Origin of the sequence: Salipiger mangrovisoli (assembly GCF_015223355.1) — a bacterium.
In the GTDB taxonomy this organism is placed as follows: Bacteria; Pseudomonadota; Alphaproteobacteria; order Rhodobacterales; family Rhodobacteraceae; genus Salipiger; species Salipiger mangrovisoli.
The window spans coordinates 22,660-45,487 of the sequence record NZ_JADFFK010000032.1 but is presented as its reverse complement, the minus strand read 5'-3'; the positions used below and the strand labels follow the sequence as shown (position 1 = coordinate 45,487).

Annotated in this window: 19 protein-coding genes and 1 other RNA gene; 5 read left to right on the top strand and 15 right to left on the bottom strand. The window is 67.1% G+C overall.

What is annotated here, in order from left to right; genetic code table 11:
- Positions 1–198: 198 nt before the first annotated feature.
- The 6 genes from IQ782_RS26530 to dctP all read right to left on the bottom strand — a co-directional run bounded on the left by IQ782_RS26530 (position 199) and on the right by dctP (position 5,794).
- Positions 199–924, bottom strand: a complete 726-nt coding sequence (locus IQ782_RS26530; RefSeq protein ID WP_194137693.1) for a ribonuclease activity regulator RraA — start codon at positions 922–924, stop codon at positions 199–201.
- A gap of 23 nt (positions 925–947) precedes the next feature.
- Positions 948–2,681, bottom strand: a complete 1,734-nt coding sequence (gene araD / locus IQ782_RS26525) for an L-arabinonate dehydratase (RefSeq protein ID WP_194137692.1) — start codon at positions 2,679–2,681, stop codon at positions 948–950.
- A gap of 5 nt (positions 2,682–2,686) precedes the next feature.
- Positions 2,687–2,854, bottom strand: a complete 168-nt coding sequence (locus IQ782_RS26520) for a hypothetical protein (RefSeq protein WP_194137691.1) — start codon at positions 2,852–2,854, stop codon at positions 2,687–2,689.
- A gap of 10 nt (positions 2,855–2,864) precedes the next feature.
- Entirely contained in the window at positions 2,865–4,181 is a 1,317-nt protein-coding gene (locus tag IQ782_RS26515) for a TRAP transporter large permease subunit (RefSeq protein WP_194137690.1), read from the bottom strand.
- Positions 4,171–4,692, bottom strand: a complete 522-nt coding sequence (locus tag IQ782_RS26510) for a TRAP transporter small permease subunit (protein ID WP_194137689.1) — start codon at positions 4,690–4,692, stop codon at positions 4,171–4,173. The genes IQ782_RS26515 and IQ782_RS26510 overlap by 11 nt, the downstream gene beginning before the upstream one ends.
- 76 nt (positions 4,693–4,768) lie before the next feature.
- The gene (gene dctP, locus IQ782_RS26505; protein ID WP_338092653.1) at positions 4,769–5,794 is read right to left on the bottom strand and encodes a TRAP transporter substrate-binding protein DctP; all 1,026 of its coding nucleotides are present in this window, start codon (positions 5,792–5,794) and stop codon (positions 4,769–4,771) included.
- Between the two features lie 133 nt (positions 5,795–5,927).
- Between dctP and IQ782_RS26500 the strand changes: the two genes are divergently transcribed.
- The 3 genes from IQ782_RS26500 (at position 5,928) to IQ782_RS26490 (ending at position 10,994) form a co-directional block, all read left to right on the top strand.
- The gene (locus IQ782_RS26500) at positions 5,928–6,653 is read left to right on the top strand and encodes a GntR family transcriptional regulator (RefSeq protein ID WP_240989589.1); all 726 of its coding nucleotides are present in this window, start codon (positions 5,928–5,930) and stop codon (positions 6,651–6,653) included.
- 179 nt (positions 6,654–6,832) lie between these two features.
- A complete protein-coding gene (locus tag IQ782_RS26495; RefSeq protein WP_194137687.1) occupies positions 6,833–10,003 on the top strand; it encodes a M10 family metallopeptidase C-terminal domain-containing protein in 3,171 nt (1,056 codons plus the stop codon).
- Between the two features lie 64 nt (positions 10,004–10,067).
- Complete coding sequence (locus tag IQ782_RS26490; protein WP_194137686.1) at positions 10,068–10,994, top strand: LysR family transcriptional regulator; 927 nt, start codon at positions 10,068–10,070, stop codon at positions 10,992–10,994.
- A 9-nt stretch (positions 10,995–11,003) separates the two neighbouring features.
- Here IQ782_RS26490 and IQ782_RS26485 read toward each other — a convergent pair whose 3' ends face one another.
- From IQ782_RS26485 to IQ782_RS26465, 5 genes are all read right to left on the bottom strand, one after another.
- Positions 11,004–12,005, bottom strand: a complete 1,002-nt coding sequence (locus tag IQ782_RS26485) for a glycosyltransferase family 4 protein (RefSeq protein ID WP_194137685.1) — start codon at positions 12,003–12,005, stop codon at positions 11,004–11,006.
- Positions 12,006–12,029: 24 nt separating this feature from the next.
- Positions 12,030–13,007 (bottom strand): glycosyltransferase family 2 protein, encoded by a 978-nt coding sequence (locus IQ782_RS26480; RefSeq protein WP_194137684.1) that lies wholly within the window; start codon positions 13,005–13,007, stop codon positions 12,030–12,032.
- 19 nt (positions 13,008–13,026) lie between these two features.
- Positions 13,027–13,911, bottom strand: a complete 885-nt coding sequence (locus tag IQ782_RS26475; RefSeq protein ID WP_194137683.1) for a glycosyltransferase family 2 protein — start codon at positions 13,909–13,911, stop codon at positions 13,027–13,029.
- 295 nt (positions 13,912–14,206) lie between these two features.
- Positions 14,207–16,828: a hybrid sensor histidine kinase/response regulator gene (locus IQ782_RS26470; protein ID WP_194137682.1), complete on the bottom strand. Its 2,622-nt coding sequence runs from the start codon at positions 16,826–16,828 to the stop codon at positions 14,207–14,209.
- Positions 16,829–16,854: 26 nt separating this feature from the next.
- Complete coding sequence (locus tag IQ782_RS26465) at positions 16,855–17,364, bottom strand: putative pterin-binding protein (protein WP_194137681.1); 510 nt, start codon at positions 17,362–17,364, stop codon at positions 16,855–16,857.
- Positions 17,365–17,720: 356 nt separating this feature from the next.
- Between IQ782_RS26465 and IQ782_RS26460 the strand changes: the two genes are divergently transcribed.
- Positions 17,721–18,383 carry a response regulator gene (locus IQ782_RS26460; RefSeq protein WP_240989588.1) on the top strand — a complete coding sequence of 221 codons (663 nt, stop codon included), beginning with the start codon at positions 17,721–17,723 and terminating at the stop codon, positions 18,381–18,383.
- Positions 18,384–18,515: 132 nt separating this feature from the next.
- Here IQ782_RS26460 and ffs read toward each other — a convergent pair.
- An RNA gene (gene ffs / locus IQ782_RS26455) (signal recognition particle sRNA small type) lies at positions 18,516–18,612 on the bottom strand.
- Between the two features lie 212 nt (positions 18,613–18,824).
- Between ffs and IQ782_RS26450 the strand changes: the two genes are divergently transcribed.
- Positions 18,825–19,976, top strand: a complete 1,152-nt coding sequence (locus tag IQ782_RS26450) for an ATP-binding protein (protein ID WP_194137680.1) — start codon at positions 18,825–18,827, stop codon at positions 19,974–19,976.
- 7 nt (positions 19,977–19,983) lie between these two features.
- Here IQ782_RS26450 and IQ782_RS26445 read toward each other — a convergent pair whose 3' ends face one another.
- The 3 genes from IQ782_RS26445 to IQ782_RS26435 all read right to left on the bottom strand — a co-directional run bounded on the left by IQ782_RS26445 (position 19,984) and on the right by IQ782_RS26435 (position 22,699).
- Entirely contained in the window at positions 19,984–20,745 is a 762-nt protein-coding gene (locus IQ782_RS26445; protein ID WP_194137679.1) for an ABC transporter permease, read from the bottom strand.
- A gap of 91 nt (positions 20,746–20,836) precedes the next feature.
- A complete protein-coding gene (locus IQ782_RS26440) occupies positions 20,837–21,631 on the bottom strand; it encodes an ABC transporter ATP-binding protein (RefSeq protein ID WP_194137678.1) in 795 nt (264 codons plus the stop codon).
- A gap of 63 nt (positions 21,632–21,694) precedes the next feature.
- The gene (locus IQ782_RS26435; protein WP_194137677.1) at positions 21,695–22,699 is read right to left on the bottom strand and encodes an ABC transporter substrate-binding protein; all 1,005 of its coding nucleotides are present in this window, start codon (positions 22,697–22,699) and stop codon (positions 21,695–21,697) included.
- Between the last annotated feature and the right edge of the window lie 129 nt (positions 22,700–22,828).

Here is a 22,828-nt window from a genome sequence, read left to right as displayed (position 1 = left end):
GCCGGGGTGCCGACCGAGAAGGCGTGGCTGGGACCATGCGCCGGCTCGGAGGTGAAGCTGGTCTCGCCAGCCACCCAGGCGCCCGCGATCAGGTGCTTGCCGTGCGGGGTGAAACTCATGTCTGTCTCCATCGCTGGGGAGGGTTGGAAAGCAAAATGGGGCGCGAAGATCTCGCGCCCCAAACGGGAAGGTCCCGGATCAGCGCCCGGTTTTCGCGCGCCATGCCTCGTATTTCTTCTGGTTCTCTTCCTTGGTGCAGGGGTAGAGGCCGATGATCGGGGCGCCGGCCAGAACCTCCTCGAGGACGAAATCCTCAAAGCTCTCCATTCCGGCGCAGACCTCGGCGATCTCGTCCGCCAGATGCGCCGGGATCACCATGACCCCGTCGCGGTCGCCGACCAGCACGTCGCCGGGGAAGACCGCGGCGTCGCCGCAGGCGATGGGCACGTTGATGTCATAGGCCTCGTGCAGCGTCAGGTTGGTGGGGGCCGAGGGGTTGGCGCAATAGGCGGGCATGTCGAGCTGGCCGATGCCATGGGCATCGCGGAAGCCGCCGTCCGAGACCACCCCGGCGCAGCCACGCACCGCGAGGCGGGTGACGAGGATCGAGCCGGCGGTGGCCGCACGTGCGTCCTTGCGGGCGTCCATCACCAGCACCTGGCCCGGCGGGCAGGTCTCGACCGCCACGCGCTGCGGGTGATCTGCGTTGCGGAACACCTCCAGCGGATTGCGGTCCTCGCGTGCCGGGATGTAGCGCAGGGTGAAGGCCTGGCCGACCATGTTCTTGTCCTTGGGCGCGACGGGGGAGACGCCCTGGATGAACTGATTGCGCAGCCCGCGCTTGTAGAGCTGCGTCGCGATCGAGGCGGTGGAGACGCGGGAAAGCTTCTCGCGGGTGTCGTCGGAAAGGGTGTAGTCACTCATGTCGGGTCCTCTGTCTCTGTCCCTCAGAAGATGTCCGGCTCGCCCGTGGGGCGGCCATAGTCGGATTGCAGGAAGTCGAAGTCGCAGCCCTGGTCGGCCTGGCTCACGTGGCGCGAAAACATCACGCCGTAGCCCCGCTCGAAGCGTGGCTCGGGGGCCTTCCAGGCGGCGCGGCGTTCGGCCAGCTCCGCGTCCGAGACCAGCATGTCGAGCCGCCTTGCGTCTAGATCCAGCCGCACGATGTCACCGGTTTTCAACAGTGCCAGCGGGCCGCCGACGTAGCTCTCGGGGGCAACATGAAGCACGCAGGCGCCGTAGGAGGTGCCGGACATGCGCGCGTCGGAAATGCGCAGCATGTCGCGGTGGCCCTGCTTGATCAGCGCCTTGGGGATCGGCAGCATGCCCCACTCGGGGAAGCCGGGGCCGCCCTGCGGGCCGGCGTTGCGCAGCACCATCACCGTGTCGGGGGTGATCTCGAGGTCCTCGTCGTCAACCGCCGCCTTCATCTCGGGGTAGCTGTCGAAGACCAGCGCCGGGCCCTCGTGTTGGTAGTACTTGGGATCGCAGGCGGCGGGCTTGATCACCGCGCCGTCGGGGCAGAGGTTGCCGCGCAGCACGGCGAGCGAGCCTTCCTTGTAGACCGGGTTCGACAGCGGACGGATCACGTCGTCATTGTAGACCTGCGCGCCCTCGAGGTTCTCGCCCAGGGTTTTGCCGGTCACCGTCAGGCAGGAGGTGTCGAGCTGCGCCTCGATCTGCTTCATCAGCGCGCGCAGGCCGCCGGCGTAGTAGAAGTCCTCCATCAGGTAGTCCTTGCCCGAGGGCCGGACGTTGGCGATGAGCGGCGTGGTGCGCCCCAGCGCGTCGAGATCGTCGAGCGTCAGGTTCACCCCGGCGCGGCGCGCCATGGCGATGAGGTGGACAACGGCGTTGGTCGAGCAGCCGGTGGCCATGGCCACGACGGCGGCGTTGCGGCAGGCGGCCTCGGTGATGATCTGGTCGGGGGTCAGGTCCTCCCAGACCATCTCGGTGATGCGGCGGCCGCAGTCGGCGGACATGCGTATATGGCCCGAATCCACCGCCGGGATCGAGGAGGCGCCGGGCAGGGTCAGCCCCATCGCATCGGCGATCGCCGTCATGGTCGAGGCGGTGCCCATGGTCATGCAGGTGCCGGCCGAGCGGGCGATGCCGCCCTGCACGCCAAGCCATTCCTCGTCGGTGATATTGCCGGCGCGGCGCTCGTCCCAGTATTTCCAGGCGTCCGAACCGGAGCCCAGGATCTTGCCCGCGTAATTGCCGCGCAGCATCGGCCCGGCGGGCAGGTAGATCATCGGCACCCCGGCCGAGATCGCGCCCATGACCAGCCCGGGCGTGGTCTTGTCGCAGCCGCCCATCAACACCACGCCGTCGAGCGGGTGCGAGCGGATCATCTCCTCGGTCTCCATCGCCAGCAGGTTGCGGTAGAGCATCGAGGTGGGCTTGGTGAAGCTCTCGTCCACCGAGAGCGAGGGCATCTCGACGGCGAAGCCGCCGGCCTGCGCCACGCCGCGCTTCACGTCCTGCACGCGCTCGCGGAAGTGCGAATGGCAGGTGTTGAGCTCGGACCAGGTGTTGAGCACGCCGATGATCGGACGGTCGCGGAAGTCTTCCTCTGCGTAACCGAGCTGCATCATCCGCGAGCGGTGGCCGAAGCTGCGCAGGTCGTCGGGGGCGAACCAGCGGGCCGAGCGCAGGGTGTCAGGGGTCTTCTTGGTCATTGCGTCTATCCCGTGAAGGCGAAAATCAGCCAGCAAACGAAGAGGGTGAAGAGCAGTCCGGCGACTTCGGGCCAGTTGCCGAAATCATGCGCGTCCTGCTGTTCCTCGGCCGCGAATTCGGCGGCCGAGATGTCTTCGTCCTGACGGGTGAGGTCGTCGTCGGTGGGTTTCATGTCTCTCTCCTCAATCCAGCATCGAGGGCAGCCAGAGCGCCAGATCGGGGATGAACAGCACCAGCATCAGCCCGACGAACTGCAGTGCGATGAAGGGCAGCACGGCGGCGAAGATGGTCTGCAGCTCGATCGACTTCGGAGCCACGGACTTCAGGAAGAAGCAGGCGGGACCGAAGGGCGGCGACAGGTAGTAGATCTGGATGTTCATCGCGAAGAGCACGCCAAACCAGACCGGATCGAAGCCGAGATCGACCACCACGGGCGCGAAGATCGGCACGGTGATGAAGATGATCGCGATCCATTCGAGGAAGGTGCCCAGCACCATGACGATCAGCATCATCACCACGATCACCCAGATCGGGCCGATGTCGAGCGAGGTGAGCAGCCCGCGCAGGAAGTCGCCGCCGCCGATGCGGTTGTAGATGCCGATCAGCGAGACCGCGCCCAGCACCAGCCAGATGATCGAGCCGACCGTCAGCACCGTCTGGCGCATGGCGTCGCGGGCCATCTTCCATTTCAGCTCGCCGCGGATGGCGGCGACGACCAGCGCGCCGACGGCGCCGATGGCCGCGGCCTCGGTCACGGTGGCGATGCCCGAGTAGATCACCCCCAGCACGGCGCCGATCAGGATGCCCGGCAGGATCACGCCCTTGAGGTAGCGCAGCCGCTGGAAGAAGGGCAGGCCGGTCTCGGGGATGTCGTAGATCGGGGCCATGGCGGGGTTCAGCCGGACCCGCACGAGGATATAGGTGATGTAGAGCGCGGCAAGGATCAGCCCGGGCACCGCCGAGGCGGCGAAGAGCTTGGTGATCGAGACCTGCGCGGCCAGCCCGTAGACGATGAGCACCACCGAGGGCGGGATCAGCGTGGCCAGCGCGCCGGCGGCGCAGATGATGCCGATCGACAGTTTCTTGTCGTAGCCGAGGCGCAGCATCTGCGGCAGGGCGATGAGGCCGAGCATGACGATCTCGCCGCCCATGATGCCGGACATGGCGGCCAGCACCACGGCCACGATGCAGGTCTGCACCGCCACCGAGCCGCGGAAGCGCCCGCCCATGATCGCCATGGAGTCGAAAAGCGAATTGGCGATGCCGGATCGTTCGAGCACGTTCGCCATGAAGACGAAGAAGGGCACCGCGATCAGCTCGTACTTGTGCAACACCTCGCTGACGTTGGCGGCGACGATGAAGAAGCCGGCGCGCTCGCCGAAGTAGAGGATCGCCGTGCCAAGCGAGACGGTCAGCGTCGTGATGCCAAGCGGCACCCCGAGCGCCATCAGCGCCAGAAGCGCGACGACGATGAGAAGGGTGATGATTTCAATGCCCACCGCTGACGTCTCCCTCGGTGTGCTGGGCCCAACGGATGACGTTGGCGAGCAGTTGCAGCAGGTAGAACGCGCAGCCGACGACGATCAGCACCTTGAGATAGGTCGGCTGCATCGAGTTCATCGCGGTTCCGGAGTATTCGGTGCGCGAGAGCACCTTCACGGCAGGTTTCCACAGCGCGGCGGTCAGCACCGCGACGGCACCGAAGGCGATCAGCATCTGGACGAGCCGGAACAGCCGCCAGGTGCGCGGGCTCACCAGCAGCTCGACCATGGTGATCGAGATGTGCCGGTGGCGCTGGGTGACGTAGCCCACCGACAGCACCCAGGCCGAGGCGCAGAGGGTCATCGCCAGCTCGGTCGACCAGAGCGTCGGGCGGTCGAAGCCGTAGCGCATCACCACCTCGAGCGCCGAGACGACGATGCAGGCAAAGAAGAGGACAGAGCAGCCATGCCCGATGAACACGCTGATGCGGTCCATCGCGTCGGCATAGCGGGCAAGAAGGCGTTTCATCGCATCTCCCCGGAATGTGCAGGAGGGGTGGGCCGCCCCCGGGAGCAAGGGAGGGCGGCCCGGCAAGCCCGAGGGCTCAGTTCTTGAACAGGCCGATCTCGGTCATGTAGGCGATGTTGGCGTCCAGCGCCTCTTTCGCCAGGTCCGATTTCTCGGCGTATTTCTCCCATTCCGCGCGGGCGACGTCGCGCAGCTTGTCGCGGTCTTCCTGCGCCCAGTCGATCACCTCGATCTTGTCGGTCTCGTTGTCGCGGGCGGCCAGTTCGGCGTCCTTCTTCGAGACTTCCTCGGCCATGGCGAACATCGCGTCGTACCACCAGCTGCGCAGCGCCTGCTGGTCTTCCTCCGACAGGCTCTCCCAGGTCTCGGTGTTCAGGGTGAACTGCATCGAGGGCATGGAGTGGATGCCGGGATAAAGCGGGTAGGGGGCCACGTCGTGCAGGCCGGTCGCGTCGTTGTTCACGTAGGCCGAGGCGTCGGCGGCATCGACGATACCCTTTTCAAGCGCGCCGAAGACTTCCGAGAAGGGGATCGACACGGGCGAGGCACCGGCGGCCGAGAAGACCGCGGCGGCAAGGCCCTCGGGCGAGCGGATCTTCTTGCCTGCGAGGTCCTCGAAGGTGCGGATCGGGGTGCGGGCGGGCAGCGCCTCGCGCGAATAGGGACCACAGGCGATCACGTGGACTTCGCCGCCGGTCACCGAATCCGCCGCCTTCTGCATCATCGCCTCGCCGCCGCCGTCCTTGCAGAAGCCGAGCATCTGCTGCGGGGTGTCGTAGCCAGAAATCAGGTCGCCCATGATTGCATAGGCCGGTTCGAGCCCGGCGAAGTAGTTCACCGAGGTGAAATCGCCGTCGATCACGCCGGCGGCCACGGCCTCGGGGGTTTCCTTGGCGGGCACGACCGAGCCGTTCGGGGTCAGCACGATCTCGATGCGGCCGTCCGTCATCTCGGAAATCTTCGGCAGCCAGTTGTCGGTGATGAACTGGGTCGAGAAGTCGCCCGCGTTAAAGGACGTCTGGATGTTGAGCGTCTGCGCCTGAGCGGTGGCGGCAAGCGCCGACACCGACAACGCCAGAACGGCGGTTTGGGTGAGTTTCACGTCTGTCCTCCCAGAAGAATCGTGCGGGCCTTTCTCCAGTCCGCTGCTCATGTACTAATATATTAGTGCATCTGTGACAAGGATGGTTTATTGTCCGGTTCGGGATTACGAGGAGTCGGAGGCAGGCGGCGGGATGAAGGGAAAGGACGATTTCGTGAACGTCATGGCAGGCGGACCATTCGAAGGCTCCGGGCGCGGGCAGGTGAAGCGCCAGTCGGTGAGCCAGCAAATTCAGGAGTCGCTGCGCGCCCGGATCCTGTCGCTCGAGCTTGAGCCGGGGCAGAACCTGTCGCGCGGCGAGATCGCCGACTATTACGGGGTCAGCCAGACGCCCGTGCGCGACGCGATGATGCGGCTCGAGGAAGAGGGGCTTCTGGTGATCTTCCCGCAGTCGAAGACCGAAGTCTCGAAGATTGACGTGGCACAGGCCCGCGAGACCCAGTTCCTGCGCATGTCGCTCGAGATCGAAGTCGCAAAGACGCTGATCCGGGCGGGAAATCCCGAACTGCTGGCCCCGGTGGACAGTCTCTTGGCGCAGATGCAGCGGGCCTTCGAAGAGGGCGACTTGCAGGGGTTCGCCGAGCTTGACCGGCGCTTTCACCGCGCACTCTTCGAGGCGGCGGGCGTGGCCCCGCTCTGGGAACTGGTCACCGGCCGTTCGGGCCATATCGACAGGCTGCGCAAGCTCAACCTGCCCGATCCGGGCAAGGTGGCGGAGATCCTCGGCTATCACCAGCGCATCGTTGCGGCGATCCGGGCCGGAGAGTCGGGCAAGGCCGAGTCGGAACTGCGTGGGCACCTTACGGGGACGCTGGCGAAGGCAGACGAGATTTCTTTGCGGCATCCCGAGTATTTCTGACACCTGAATGACAATCCCGCCGCATCGCCGGAGCTGTTTCCGAAGTAGCCCTGTCGAATAAATCGACGCCTTAAAGTTGTCGCAAATCGTCCTTATCCGGTCTTAATTCTGGGTGCAGTCCGACCCAGGATGAGTCCAAGTCCCCGCGTGTGTGGGGCGGCTAAGTCAAGGTATGTGCGATGACGGTCTACGCGGTGACGCTGGAGAACTGGAACGATCCCTCCTTCTGGGCGGCGGTGTCCGAAAGTTCGGCGGGGCATACGCTCGATTTCTCGGCGCTCCCGGACAGCTTCGATATCGAATTTGACCAGGCCAACCTCGTGCTGTTCCTCAATTACGCGGGCGGCAGCTTCCTGATCGGGGACACCACCGCACCGGCGGTCTTCGACGCGGCGCTCGGGGCGGGCACCGACTGGAGCTATTTCACTCTTCTGACCGGCGGCGCGGGCCAAGACACTCTGGGCGGCGGCGACGACGCTGACACGATCGCGGGCGGCGCGGGGGGCGACAGCATCCTCGGCTACGCTGGCGACGATCTGATCGACGGCGGCGACGGCAACGATACCGTTCATGCGGGGGAGGGCGCGGACACGGTCATCGGCGGCGCGGGCGACGATTCCGTAGCGGGCAACGGCGGCGACGATTCGCTGGTCGGCGGCGCGGGCAGCGACTCGCTCTACGGCCAGGAGGGGGACGATTTCGTCAGCGGCGGCGAAGGCGATGACACGCTGGAGGGCAACGAGGGCAACGACACGATCTACGGCGGTGCGGGCAACGACTGGATGCGCGGCTCCTACGACAACGACGATCTCTGGGGCGGTACCGGTGATGACTACTACTGGGGCGGTTGGGGGGACGACACCTTCCATATCGAGAATGGCTTCGGCAACGACACGGTCGATGCCGAGGGCGTCGACGAGGTGCTGGGCGACACGCTCGACCTGTCGCTGGTCACCGATGCCCTGCGCATCGACCTTGGCCATATCAGTCCCGAGATCGGCAGCGTCACCGATGGCACAGGCACGTTGGTCTACGACGAGGTCGAGCACATCATCCTCGGTGCGGGCACCGATACTCTGGCGCTGTCGGACGGCGGCGGGCTCGATGCGGTGCAGGGCTTCGCGGCGCCGAGCGACCTCGGCGACGGGACCTACGCCGGCAATGACCTGCTGGATGTCTCGGGGCTGACCGACGACGAGGGCAACCCGGTCGACGTGGCCGACGTCACGGTGAGCGACACGAATGGCGACGGCACGGGCGACGCGATCCTGGGCTTCCCCGGCGGTGTCGCCCTGACGCTGGTCGGGGTGCTGGCCTCCGAGGTGTCCTCGGCCGCGCAGTTGCAGGCGATGGGGATCCCGGCAGCGGCGGAGACCCATCCCGTTGATCCTGCTGACCCCGTGGACCCCGTGGACCCCGTGGACCCTGTTGATCCGGTAGAACCCGGCGAGCCGACGGATCCTGCGGACCCGGTGGAGCCCAGCGGCACGCTGCCGCAGATCGACGGGGCCTTTGAATTCGAGGCGACCGTCCGGTTTGATGACCTCTCGGGCGCGCAGGGCCAGAAGGTCTTCGAGTTCGGCGGCGCAGGCGAGGACCGCATCACCTTCGGCCAGCTTGGTCCCAGCACGGCGCTGGTCTTCGAGGTCGTGCAGGATGGGGCGACCTGGCTGATCGTTGCCGAGGATGCGATCGTCGAGGGCGAATCCGCCACCTGGACCGTCGGCATCGACGAAACCGGCTTCATGTATATCGAAAAGGACGGGGTGCAGGTCGCCGAGGGTGACGGCGTCGTGCCGGCGGACAGCGAGCGACTGACCAACCTCCTGGGCGGCGCCGGCGAGACCACGCTGGTCGGCGAGATCAGCGCCGTGACGATCACCCAGGACAGCGGGACCTGGACTTCGGGCGGCGAAGAGAGCGCAGAGGGTGGCCCGGACGGCGAGGGCACCGATCCGGAGGCTCCGACGGACCCGATCGAGCCGGCGGATCCCGAGACGCCGACGGAGCCCGTTGAGCCCAGCGTTCCCAGCGATCCTGAACCCGATCCCGAGACCTCGGGGGAGCTCCCGCAGATCGAGGGCGCTTTCGAGTTCGAGGCCACGCTGCGCTTCGACGACATCACCGCTGCCCGCGACCAGCGGGTCTTCGAGTTCGGTGGCGGCGGGGAGGACCGGATCAGCTTTGGCCAACTCGGGCCGAGCAACGCCGTGCTGTTCGAGATCGTGCAGGATGGAGTCACTGCGCTGATCGTCGCCGAGGATGCGATCACCGAGGGCGAGACCGCCACCTGGACCGTGGGTGTCGATGGCTCGGGCTTCATGTATATCGAGAAGGACGGCGTGCAGATCGCCGAGGGTGACGGCATCGTTCCCGCCGACAGCGCGCGGCTGATCAACCTGCTCGGCGGCTCGGGCTCGACCAGCTTCCGGGGTGAGATGAGCGATGTCAGCCTGGTGCAGGGCGAGGATGTCTGGACCCCGGAAGCGGGCACGCAGACCCATGTGCCGGATGACGAGGAGACGGACGCAGGCGCGCCGGAGCCGATCCTCCCCGAGGTCTCCGGCGACGGCCTTCCGCAGATCGGCGGGGCTTTCGAGTTCGAGGCGGAGCTGCGCTTCGACGATCTGACCGAGGCACGGGACCAGCAGGTGTTTGAATTTGGCGGCGCGGGCGAAGACCGCATCGCCTTCGGCCAGCTTGGCCCGAGCAATGCCGTTGTCTTCTCGGTCAGCCAAGGCGGGTTCACCCACTACGTCGTGGCCGAGGATGCGCTGATCGAGGGCGAGAGCGCGACCTGGACGGTGGGCGTTGACGAGACCGGCTTCATGTATGTCGAAAAGGACGGCGTACAGATCGCCGAGGGCGACGGCGTGGTGCCGAGCGGCAGCGAGCGGCTCACCAACCTGCTCGGTGGCAGCGGCGACAGCGCGCTGCATGGCGAGATCAGCGATGTCAGCATTTCGCAGAGCGGCAGCCTGTGGTGGCTCGACGAAGAGGGCGAAGCGCATCTCGCGCTGACCGGCACCGAAGAGGACGAACTGCTCGAAGGCGGGGACGGCGACGACACGCTCTGGGGCGGTGGCGGCGACGACACGCTGACCGGTGGGGCGGGGGGCGATACCTTCGGCGTGAGCGCGGCAGCAGGCAATGTCTCCATCACCGATTTCTCGGGCGAGGACGTGATCGACCTTTCCGAGCTCGGCCAATGGGCGGATGGCGACGCGCTGATGGCGGCGCTGACGCAGGACGAGGGGACGGCCAGCCTCAGCTTCGACATCGACGGCGAGGCGCAGAGCCTGCTGATCCAGTCCGAAGACGAGCTGACCGTGGACGATTTCCTTCTCTGAGCCGATCCGCTTGGCAAGGCACGAGGCGCGTGGTTCACTCCGCGTGACACGTGAAAGGACCTCCATGCCCGGACTGCCCCATCTGCGCGCCATGCAGGCCTTCGAGGCCGTGGGCCGCTGCGGTTCGGTGCGCCGCGCCGCCGAGGAGCTTGGGGTCTCTTCCGGCGCAATCAGCCAGCAGGTGCGGAGGATCGAGGAACATCTGGGGATCGCCCTGCTGGAGCGACGCGGGCGGCAGCTCGAACTGACGAGCTGGGGCAGGGTCTATCATGCAGAGCTGACCAAGGGTTTCGCACAGCTGGCCCACGCCGGCGAAGTGCTGGCGCGGGCGCGCAACAGCCGCGGCTTCGTGATCAGCTCGCTCACCACGGTGACCAACAAGTGGCTCGGCCCGCGGCTGTTCGAATGGACCGCCGAGCACCCCGGCGCGCCGGTGCGGCTGGTCGGCACCGAGATCGAGCCCGACCTCACACGCGACAACGTCGACTTCCGGCTTTATTTCGACGACGCGCCGCCGCACGGCCAGTATGCCGAGCTGTTCACCGACCGCATCTTGCCGGCCTGTGCACCGGCGCTCTTGCAGGGCCGGACGTTGCAGCGACCCGAGCAGATCTTCGAGTACCCGCTGCTGCACATCGTCTGGATGGACAGTTTCGCCGCCCATCAGGTGCCCGGTTGGGCCGACTGGGCGACGCATTGCGGCGTCGCCGCGCCGCCAGCGCGCGAAAGCGCGGCGCTGACTTTCGCGCTCTCGTCCAGCGCGATCGATGCGGCGGTCTCGGGGCGAGGGTTTGTGCTCGGGCAGCTCGCGATGATCGGCGAGGAGCTGGCGAGCGGCCGGCTCGTGGTGCCCTTCGATCTTCGTATGCCGCTGTCGGTTCCCTATGGGTTGGCCTGGGACCGGGCCAGCCTGGAAAAGCCGCTGGGCCGGGCGTTGCGCGATTGGCTGGTCGCACAGGGGCGGCGGCAGGCGGCGCTCTGTGCCGGGTGACCCACCCTGTCAGATCGTCGCGAAGGCCGAGCCTTCCGAGCGCTGTCGGCTCGGCAACCGTTCGAGCAGTGCCTGCCAGCCCTGAAGGGTCATCTGCCGCGCTTGATCGACCGGCGCGGCCGCGACCTGGGGTGGCGTCGCCAGCACATCGCTGAGCGCTCGGCTCCAGGCGGCGACCGACAGGTCCGCAACGCTCACCAGTCCAGCCCCCTGAAGATCCGCAAGGCCATCCCGGCCGGAATGCAGCACGGGGCGTCCGGCGGCCTGGGCTTCGCGTGCCATCAAGGCCGAAGCCTGCCAGCGCGAGGGAAAGGCGATCGCGTCCGCGTGGCGCATCGCTGCCACCCGCGTGGTGTTGCCGTGCAGCCGGATGCGCAGGTCGTGCCGCGCGAGAGCGCGCAATTCGGCACGCTGCGGGCCGTCGCCGAAGATGTCGAGCCGGGCTTCGGGGTCGGTGACGAACCCGAAAGCCTCGATCAGTATGTCAAAGCCGCTCTGCCGATGCAGTCGCCCAAGCGCGCTGATGCGGCGCACCCGGCAGGAGGGGGCGGGCAGCGAGGCAAAGGGTTCGAAATCAGCGCAGGGCGGGATCACCACAAGCTGCGCGGGGCCGACGAGCGCGTGGCGGCGCATCCAGTCGGCCTGCGCCGCGCCGAGCGCAACCACGTGGTTGAACAGCGCGTAGCCGCTGCGCAGCAGCGCGCGCAGGCGCGCGCGGTTTCGCGCCGCCACGACCGAGCCCTCGCAGTGGATGTACTCGACGTGTACCAGCGTGGCGCGCGGATAGCGGGCGCGCAGGGCCATGAGGCCCGGCAGGCTCTGGGGTGTCAGGGGCAGATGCGAGACGATGATCTGCGCGTCGAGGCTGGCAAGACCTGCGGCAAAACGCGAGACCGGGATGACGCGGTGCTCTGCCGTCGCGGCAAGCACCGGATCGGAGGCGAGAAAGGTCAGGTAGCGGGCCTGGTCGCCCGCGCTCTGGTCGTCGTGAAGATGGGCTATGCGAAGCATTGGCTGGGTCTCCATACGAACATGTCAGGCCGAGCGGCCGGTGTGACGCGCCAGCCGGGTGACCAGCGGGGCGGCGGTGGCGGCGAGGCGCAGGCTCGCGGCGCAGACGGACAGCGTCTTGCGCGGCTCCTCGCCCAGGGGCCGTAGTGACACGGAAAGCGCGGCGCGCAGCAGCCGCGCCGAGCCCGTCGCATCGCCGAAGACCACCGCGCAGCGCGCGAGATGGCGCAAGTGATAGGCGCGCGCGACGGTGGTATGGCGGGCAAACACGTGGCGGTTCTGCGCCGAGAGCTTGGTCACCATGCGCTCCCATGCGGCGAGCTGCTTGCCGATCGCGGCCGGAGCCTCGGCATCGAGGATGCGGCAGGCGCAGAGCCGCTTCGGGATTCCGGCGATCTCCCAGTCGGTCACCAGCGCGAAGCGCAGCCAGAGCTCAAGCGCATCGCACTGCCGGAAGGTCTCGTCGAACCACCAGTCTCGCTCGGTTTCCTGCGGCGGGCGAAAGGCAATGCCCCGAAGCGCGGCCGTGCGGAACACGACGGTCGAGGCCGGCCCGATCGGGTTGCGCTTGAAGATCTCGGCGGCACCGATGCGGCGCCGGGACGGCAGGTTCCAGAGGGCAACGTGCCGGCCATCGGCGGCGCTCACTTCGCAGCCTGAATAGCTGAGGCCGAGGGCAGGGGTCGCCTGGAGGTGTGCCACATGCTCGGCAAGCTTGTCGGGCGCCCAGAGGTCTCCGGCGTCGCAGAAGCCGACGAAGCCGCCGCGCGCCCCGGCGATGCCGGTGTTGCGAGCGCCCGCCGCGCCGCGGGTGCGCTGGCGCAGCACGCGGATGCGCAGGTCGCCGAAGGCCTCGGCCAGCTCGGCGCTGCCATCGGTCGAACCATCGTCGACCACGATGATCTCGAAGTCCGGAAAGCTCTGCGCACAGAGGCTGCGCAGCGTGTCCTGCAGCCGGTCTGCGGCATTGCTGGCCGTGACGATGATCGACGCGCGGGGCATGGGCGGATCTCCGGGGGGATCAGCGGGAGAAGAGGACGTTGCGCAGCTGCCGGGGCAGGACTGCGGCGAGCAGCGCGGCGGCCAGGATGCGGGTGCCGCGCAGCGAGTTTGAGAACCAGCCAGCGGGGCTGGTGGCGCAGCCCGACAGGCCGAGTCGCAGCGCCCGCGCGGCAAGGCGGCGCAGGTAGGCGGCTTCGCTCTCGGCCGAACTGCGGAAGCCGTAGCGGGCGGCGCTGATCAACGCCATGGCGCGGCCGGCCTTCATGCCCTCGACATCCGAGGACAGGCCGCTGGGCGAGCTGCGATAGGTCACCAGCGGTGCGTCGATCCCGACCACCTTGGCACCGTCCCCGATCAGGCGGACCAGCCATTCCAGATCGGCGTTGTGGGTAATTTCCGCGTTGAAACCACCGCTCGAAAGGAAGCTCTCGAGGCGGATCGCCAGGTTCGACATGGTGCAGACCGGGTTCTCGGCGAAGAGCACCTCGAGCGTCAGCGTGCCTTCATAGGGGCCGGACAGCGTGCCGAGCGTGCGGCCGTCGGACAGGGTGACCCGGCCGAAGCAGGCGTCGGCGGTTTCTTCCTCGAAGAAGGCGTCAAGCATGGCGAGCTTCTCGGGATGCCAGGTGTCGTCGGCGTCGAGGAAGGCGATGATCTCGCCGTCGGCCTCGGCCAGCGCCATGTTGCGCGCGGCGCTCGGACCGACGCCGTCGTTTTTCATCAGGCGGAAGCGCAGGTCGATGCCAGCCATGGAGGCCGCGATCAGGCGGGTGTCGTCGCTGGAGCCGTCATCGATGATCAGCGCCTCCCAATCCTGTTCGGTCTGGGCGAGCAGGCTTTCGATGGTATCGGCGATGGTCGCCTCGGCGTTGAAGCAGGGGATGACGACGGAAAAGCGGGGCATCTTCGGGCATCCTTCTCTGCTTGCGGCAGGGGTTGGAAACGGGGCTGTCTGGATCGAACGACAGGCGTCCGATGACCCATTTCTATCTGCGGATTCAGCTGGCTGTCGCTCGCGCCAGTGGGGAGCACGATGGGGCAAGTGGCGAGAGACCTATCCGGTCGGATAGGCGCACTACCCCGCGCCGGGGAAGAGCGCGGCAAGACTGTGACGAAGCTGGTGCGGGAAAGCGGCGCCGGGGTGTGTCAAACGCCGGGCCGGAACTATCCGACTCGGCGTTGCGCGTCTTCGGCGGGGGTCAGGCGGCTTCGAGTCGCGCCTCGAGCGCGCGGCGGCTCTGCTCCCAGAGCTCGGCGAGCGCGGCAAGCTCGGCCCGCTGCGGCAGCCGGCCGGTCTTTGTCTGGGTCTCGATGCTCCCCAGCGCGCGGCGCAGGGCTTCGACGCCGAAGGGGCCGCAGGAGCCCGCGCATTGATGCGCCACGGGGGCAAGGTCGGGGTCGTCCGGAGCGCTTTCTGCCAGGGCCGCGATATTGCGATCCATCTCGGCGAAGAAGCGTTCCAGCAGCTTGCCGGCGGCGGCGCGCGGCACCTCGGAAAGGAAGGCGTGCAGCCGCTCCTCGTCGAGCAGCCCGGAGGCGGGCATCTCAGGTGCGGACGGCGGCCGGGCAGAACCCTCTGGCGCGGCGCGTGCCGGTTGCGGTGCGTCGTCCGGTATCGCGGGGATCTCGCCCGAGATCACCTGGGCGAGGGTGCGCAGCAGCAGCGGGCGCTCGATCGGCTTGGTCAGGCAGGCGCTCATGCCGACGCGCCGAAAGCGCTCGCGCTCTTCGGGCAGCGCGTGGGCGGTCAGGGCAATGATCGGCACCTCGGCGCAGGCCCCGCCGCCGCTTCGGATATGACCGGCTGCGGTGGTGCCGTCCATGACCGGCATGGAAATGTCCATGAGGATCACGTCGAAACGGTGATGCGCAGCGGTATCCACACCCGCCTGGCCGTTCTCTGCGATGGTTACGCTGTGGCTCTCGCCCTCGAGCATCTCTCGCACGATGAAGCGGTTGATCTCGTTGTCTTCGACCAGCAGCACATCGAGCGGGCGCAGCGGCTTGTCGGGGCAATCGCGCGGCTCTTCGGGATCCGCCTCAACGTCGGAGACGGGGGTGAGCGGGACGCGAATCCAGAACAGGCTGCCTTCGCCGGGTTCGCTCTCGGCGCCGATCTCGCCATCCATCAGCCGCATGAAGCGTCGTGCGATGCCAAGTCCCAGACCGGTTCCCCCGGCTTCGCGCGCGTAAGAGGAATCAAGGGTCTCGAAGTCCTGGAAGATGCGCGTCAGGTCCTTCTCGGCGATGCCGATGCCGTTGTCGATCACCCGGAACTCGACCTCGGTCTTCGCGGCATCGAGATATTCGACCTCGACCTCGACCGAACCGTCGCGGGTGAACTTCAGCGCATTGCCGACAAGGTTCAGCAGCACCTGCCGCAGACGCCGCGCGTCGCCGATGGCACCGTCGCCCTCGGGGCCGCACCAGCGCCAGTTCAGCTCGTTGCCATAGGTCTGCGCCAGCGGCTGCGCGGTCTCGACGAGCCCGTCGAGCAGGCGGTTGATCGAGAAAGGGGCTTCTTCGGCCTTCATCTTGCCGGCCTCGAACTTGGCGAGGTCCAGCACGTCGTTCACCAGTTCAAGCAGCAGACGGCCCGAGCTTTGCATGCGGTCCAGAAGATCGCTCTGCCGCGTGCTGAGGCTGTGGTCGCGCATCAGCTGCATCGCGCCAAGAAGGCCGTTCAACGGCGTGCGCATCTCGTGGCTCATCACCGCAAGGAATTCCGACTTGGTGCGCTCGCCTGCCAGCGCACGGTCGCGCGCCTCGGTCAGCTGTTCCTCGGCTTCTTTCCAGTTCGAGATGTCGCGGATGTAGAACACGTAGAGCGCATTGTCGGCCTCGGCCCGGTCGGCCGAGATCTCTGCCGGGAAGAGGTGCAGATCGCGGGTTTGCAGCGTGATCTCGAAATGCTGCTCCTCGGGGCGCGGACGGCGGTGTTCGTCGAGGAAGGCCAACGCACCGATCTGGTGGCGGGCCAGGGTCTCGGCCGGGACCATGAGCTCGAGGGCCAGCCGCCCCACCGCCTCGGCGCGGGTGAAACCGAACAGTGCCTCGGCCGCCGTGTTGAATTCGCGCACGACGCCCACCTCGTCGGTCACGACGATGGCATTGGGAGAGGTCTGCACGATGGTCTTCATCCGCGTGCTGGCGAATTGCACCGCATCGGCGCGCTTCTGCGCGAGGCGGAACAGCCGGAACATGGCGTAGGCCAGCAGCGTCAAGCCGATGAACAGCGCCAGCAGCACCGCGGCGATGTAGATCATCAGTTCAGTGATGCCCTCGCGCCGGGCATCCGAGACCTCGGCAAAGGCCGAGAGCGCCGCCAGCGAGAAGGCGCGGACATCGGCGGTGACCTGCTCGGACTGGCTGAGCAGGCTCGGCAGCTCGGCGAGGAATGCCTCGTCCGGCCCGTCGATGAGCGGCACGGTGGTCTCGAGGAAGTCCAGGACCCGCATGCGCGGGGCGGAGGACTGGACAGACTCGCGCAGGGTATGGAACACGCGCCCGCTGCTCATCGTCACCATGCGGCTGTAGAAGATGTCGAACCGCCGCCGCACATCCTCCATTGCTGCCGGATCGTCCTGAGCGTCCTTCATCGCCAGCCGGAACTGGAGGAACTCCACATCAGCCTGCGCAAGGCTCCATTGCAGGTTGTCGGAGTTGGCGACGGAGAAATCGTCGATCTCGCGCAGGACCAGCCAGCCGAGCCACACGACAAGTCCCACGCAGAGCAGCAAAGCGGCAGCTGCGCCGCTGGTCTGGACCAGCGTCGTACGGCTCTGGGTTGACGTATCGTCGGGCAGGTTCACCTTGATCATGCCTCCATGGGCATGAACCGCGCGGCCTAGTCAAGGACGATGATGCGGTCCAACTGCCAGATTGCGCGGGAATAAATTTGCTCGGTCTGATACTCGGGCTTCTGGTCGAAGGGGTAGACGATCCAGAGCGGGCCCTTGTTGCGGACGGGCATTTTCTCGCCATGGTTGAGGAAAGCGACGATCGGGCCGCCGTCCACCCAGTCCGCCCGCGGGATGTTCACCGCGTAGTCGTTGATCGCCGTCGCCTTGATATCTTCGCCCTCGGCGCCGACCAGCGCCATCAGGTCGCTGAGTTGCACGCCGGTGAAGGTCTGCTCGCCGTCGGTCCAGATCGTCTTGGTGGTGAAGGTGACCGTGTCCATCGCCTCGAGCATCTCGTAATCGAAGGAGGCGGTGCCGCCGACATTGGTGTTGGTGATCGCGCCACTCACCACCAGAACCGGGTTTTCTTCCGGCACGGGCAGGTCCCCGGCCGCCAGCGGCGTGGCGACAACGGCAAGTGAAATCACGGCACGCAGGGACGGAAGGCGGAACATGGGGCGACTCCTTGGTGGCTGAGCAAATACTGTCACATGCGCGACAGAAGCGGTATCGGGGCAATCGGACGGTCCCCTATCCGTCCGGGTAGGGGCGTGTTTGGGGCTTCCATAGGAGCGTTTTTGGCGGCGCGCAGCATTGCCGTGGCGGCGGCCTGCCAGCCGGATCGCCGCCCGACGGCGAGGATTGGCTCGCGAATTGGCGTGATGCGGCCGGGGTGACCCGTGGTAATGCCGAACAAACGGCCCAGATGCCCCCCTTTGTCCATAATTTAACCGCAATCACCGGGGTATTTTGCTATTTGTTTAGAGAATGATGTTCGGCGATTCGCCGGTAGGTTGCAGGGAGACGGATGATGATTGCACAGCAGATGGCGCAGGCGGTAACCAGGTCGGCCAATGTGCTTCGCGTTTTGATCGCTGACGACCACGACCTCCTGCGGGACACGTTGCAGATTTTCCTAGAGGGTGAAGGCACTTTCGAGACCGTCTGCGTCGCGAGCTACTCCGAGGCGGAGGCGCTGGTGAAAGCGGGCGAGCAGTTCGACCTCGTGCTTCTGGACTACTCGATGCCGGGCATGAACGCGCTCGAAGGCTTCCACAAGATGCGCGCGCTCGAAGGCTCGCACCGGGTGGCGATCATCTCGGGCACCGCGAGCCGCGACGTTGCCGAGCAGGTGCTCGAGGCCGGGGCTGCCGGTTTCCTGCCCAAGACGCTTTCGGCCAAGTCGCTGGTCAACGCCGTGCGCTTCATGGCGATGGGCGAGCAATACGCGCCGCTGGACTTCATGCGCCAAGAAGAGGCCACGCCGAGCCATCCAATGGCCGAACGCCTGTCGCCGCGCGAGCTGGAAGTGCTCGAGGGGCTGACCCAGGGCAAGTCCAACAAGGAGATCGCCCGTGACCTCGATATCCGAGAGCCGACGGTGAAGCTGCACGTGAAGACGCTCTATCGCAAGATCGGTGCGTCGAACCGCACCCAGGCGGCGCTGCTGGCCAAGGAAGCCGGGCTGTTCTGAACAGGGTCGATCTTGCTTGGGGTCGAGACGGGACACGCGCCGGGCATCCGGCGCGTTTTTCTTTTACCGTCGCGCAGTCGGCGGAAACGGATCGCGCCGCTGCAGGGCGCATGATCATCGATGTGGGGGAAAGGTGAGAGGCTGGACAACGACCCAAGCGGGGCTCGTTACGGCTGCTTCCTTCCGGACCTGACCGGGTTGGCGAGGCGCTCGCCCGCGCCAACCTCTCGACCGCGATATAGGCCCTTGGGGGCAGGGTCCGCAAGGGGGGCTGCGCAGAGTTTTTTGCTTGCCCCTCCGCAACCGAGCTTTCACTGACTTTATCTGGATTGGTATAAAATTGGGCACACTTGCCCGCTCCCCGCCGCTGCGCAACGCAACTATCCAACTTTATCAATTGCGCTATAAAAGGGGGTGCGCGTATCAACCCGAGGGATGGCGATGAGTGAGGGCAAGAGCCGCGGCGGCTTTTTCGTTGCGCGAACCGAGCTGGCAGAGGCCATTGCGGAGCGGCTCTCGCTCGACCCGCTTATGGGCAGCCCTTCGGGGCTGATGCTGGCGGCCCCGCGCCGCACTGGCAAGAGCACTTTCCTGAGGCGTGACCTTCTGCCCGTGCTGGAGGCGCGCGGAGACCACCCGGTGCTGGTTGATCTCTGGTCCGACCGCAAGGCCGATCCGGGCCAGCTCATCGCCGACGCGCTGGCCGCCGAAATCGCCGCGCTGCCGACACCCGCCGAACGGGCGGCGCGCGCCCTGCCGATCAAGTCGATCAGCATCGGCGGCCTCCGGGCCGAGATCGGCGGGGTCAAGGAGGGTCGGAGCCTCACGCTCACCGACGCGCTGCTGGAGATCGGGGCGCGGGCGAAGTCGGACGTTGTCTTCATCATCGACGAGGCGCAGCAGGCGGTCACCTCCGAAGCCGGGCTCGACGCGATGTTCGCGCTCAAGGCGGCGCGCGATGCGATGAACCAGCGGCCCGAGGGCGCGCGGCTCTTCGTGCTTTGCACCGGCTCCAACCGCGACGGGCTGGCGGGGCTGGTCTCGACCAACCAGCAGCCCTTCTACGGCGCGCGGGTCGAGGATTTCCCGACCCTCGGCCGCCCCTATGTCGAGGCGCTGGTGGCGGCGATCAACCCGCGGCTGGCCGAGGACAACAAGCTTGATCCCGAGGATGTGGCACAGGCCTTCGACCTGCTTGGCCACCGCCCCGAAAAGCTGGTGGAAGTGGTGCAGCAGCATGCCGCCTGGCTGCCCGGCAGCGCCGGGCTGAGGCGCAGCTTGCAGGAGCGGGCGGACGAGCTGAGGGCGCGGGTCTGGGACCAGTACGGCTCGGATTTCGACGCCCTCACCGAGGGTCAGCGCGCGGTGCTCGAAGTGCTGATCCGCGACGGCGCCGATTTCGCGCCGTTCCACGAGAAGACGCTGGCGCGCATCGGCGCGATCTCGGGCCGCAAGACCTCGGCGCAGGCGGTGCAGAAGGCGCTGGACGCGCTTCGCGAGAAGCAGCTGGTCTGGCGGCCGGGGCGCGGGCGTTACGCGCTGGAAGACCCGGACATGAAGGGCTGGCTGCTGGCGCGGATGCAGGGGGTGTGAGCGTCGCTCACCCCTGCGGGCGCTCGGCCCAACCGGCAAAGACCTTCTCCAGCGCGACCACGACGTAGTAGAGCACGATCCCGAGGAAGGCCAAGGCGATCAGCACCGCGAACATCAGCGGGTAATCGGAGTTGGTCTTGCCCGAATCGAAGAGCGCGCCGAGGCCGCGGCCGTGCGGGCTGACGATTTCCATCAGGTTGGTGCCGATGAAGGCCAGCGTCACCGCCACCTTCAGCGCGCCGAAGAACTCGGGCAGCGTCTTCGGCAGGGCGATCTTCCAGAAGATCACCGACTGGCTGGCACCGAGCGAGCGCAGGATGTCGCGGTACTCGGGCTCGAGCGTCGACAGGCCGATCGAGACCGAGACGGCGATCGGGAAGAACGAGATCATGAAGGCGATGAGCACGGTGTTGAAGTCGTGCATGCCGACGAACATCAGCGCGACGATCGGCACGACGGTGGCCTTGGGGATGGCGTTGAACCCCACGAGCAGCGGGTAGAGCGCGTCGCGCATGGTGCGCGAGAAGCCCATCACCATGCCGAGCGCCGTGCCGAAGACCACGGCCAGCAGCAGCCCCACCACGGTGCGCCAGAGCGTCTGCCAGCCCATGGTCAGGAAGAGGCTCCAGTAGCGCTCGTAGGCCGGCAGCAGGTCCGAGGGCGAGGCCATCTTGTAGTTGGGCCAGCCCATGACCCAGACCAGCGCCTCCCAGAGCGCGAGGAAGATCAGGATGGCGAGGCAGGGGACGGCGATCTGGCGGAAGGTCATGTCTGGCTCCGCTGCGCGGCCTGACCGGCGGGGACGCGGGTCTCGGCGGCGGGAAGTGCGTATTTGGAAAGAGAAGAAGCGGCAGGTCGCATCAGGCGGGCGCCTCGGCGGGGGCGCGGCCCTGGGCGATCTCGATCTGGTGGCGCAGCATGGCCAGCATCGCCGCGGCCTCGGGCGTGTAGAGATGCGCGATGTCGCGCGTGCCCTTCGTGCCGACGTCGAGGGTGAACTGGGTACGGGCGGGGCGGCCCGAGAGCACCACCACCTGGTCGGCGAGGTAGATCGACTCGCGCAGGTCGTGGGTGATCAGCACGCCGGTGAACGGCTCCTTCTCCTTCACCTGGTGCATGATCTGCCACAGGTCCTCGCGGGTGAAGGCGTCGAGCGCGCCGAAGGGCTCGTCGAGGATCAGCACCTCGGGGCTATGGACCAGGGCGCGGCAGAGCGAGGCGCGCTGGCGCATGCCGCCCGAGAGCTCGGAGGGGCGCTTGTCCTCGAAGCCCTCGAGGCCGACGAGGGCGAGCAGGTAGCGGGCGCGCTCCTCCTGCTGCTTCCGGCTGAGCTTGGTGGGCACGATCTCGAGCGGCAGCATGACGTTCTTCAGGATCGAGCGCCATTCCAGCATCACCGGGTTCTGGAAGGCCATGCCGACGGTCGAGCGCGGGCTCTTCACCTTCTCGCCGTGCAGCCAGACCTCGCCCTCGTCGGGCTTCAGCAGGCCGGCGACCAGCTTGGTCAGCGTGGACTTGCCGCAGCCCGAGGGGCCGACGACGGCTGTGAAGCCGCCTTCGGGGACCGACAGCTCCAGCCCGTCCAGCACCGGCAGCGGCCCTTTGGCGGTCTTGTAGGCGTGGCGCACGCCCTTGATCTCGATGAGGTTGGTCATGTCTTGCCCTGCATGTCGCGCGGGGCGGGCGGGCCGCCCCTGCGCGTGTCGGTCGTCAGGCACTCACTCGAGCGGGAAGCCGCCCTCGGGCAGGTAGGCGCCGGTGAAGTAGAGCGCGGCGTCGGGATCGTGCTGGAACTCGTAGGTCAGCTTGATCTGTTCGAGCGAGCTCGCCATGCGGGCGTCATCGATCGGGCCGAAACCGTTGGCCTTTGTCCAGTCGGTGACCACGTTGGCCTCGAGCGCCAGTTCCAGCCGGCGGGTCTCCAGTTCGGCATCGGCAGCGGGGTTGCGCGACACGAGGCTCTCGACGGCGGCGGCGGGATCGGCCACCGCGTCCTTCCAGCCGGCGGCGACGGCGGCGAGGAAGCCTTTCAGCACCTCTTCGTTGGCGCTGGCCCAGTCGGTGTTGACGATGATCGCGTTGCCGTAGAGATCGACGCCGTAATCGGCCATCAGGATGGTCGAAATGTCGGCCTCATCCACGCCGAGGCGCGCTGTGTTGAGGTAGGAGGTGAAGCTGAAGCCGGTCACCGCCGCCACCTTGCCCTCGGCCAGCATCGGCTCGCGGGTCGGGAAGCCGACCGGCTCGATGGTGATCTTCGACGTGTCGAGATCGTTCTCCGCGGCGAAGATCGGGAACTGCGCCCAGGCGCCATCCGGCGGCGGCGCACCGAGCACCTTGCCCTCGAGGTCCTTCGGCGATTCGACCCCAAGCGACTTGCGGCCGATGATGGCGAAGGGCGGCTTGTCGTAGATCATCATCACGCCGGTGACCGGCGCGCCGGGGTTCTGGTCGAGGAACTTGATCAGCGAGTTGATGTCGGCAAAGCCGACCGGGAAGGCGCCTGTGGCGACCTTGGGGATGGCGTCGAGCGAGCCGGAGCCGGCGGTCACCTCGACCTCGAGGCCCGCGTCGGCGAAATAGCCCTTGTCGATGGCGACGAAATAGGGGGCCGAGGGGCCTTCGAATTTCCAGTCGAGCGCGAAGGGCAGGGCGGTCTGGGCCGAAGCGGCGGTGGCCGCAGCCATGAGGGTGGCGGCCAGCGCGAAGGCGCGGGGGGTCATCGTGGTCTTCCTCCGTGTTGCGGCGGCGCGGCCGCCATGTTTTCCGGCGTGTTGCTCACGTCTTGTGCATGATCATGCCGGGAAATGCGGCGGTGGGAAGGCCTTGGGCGCGAATGCGATCGCTGAGGT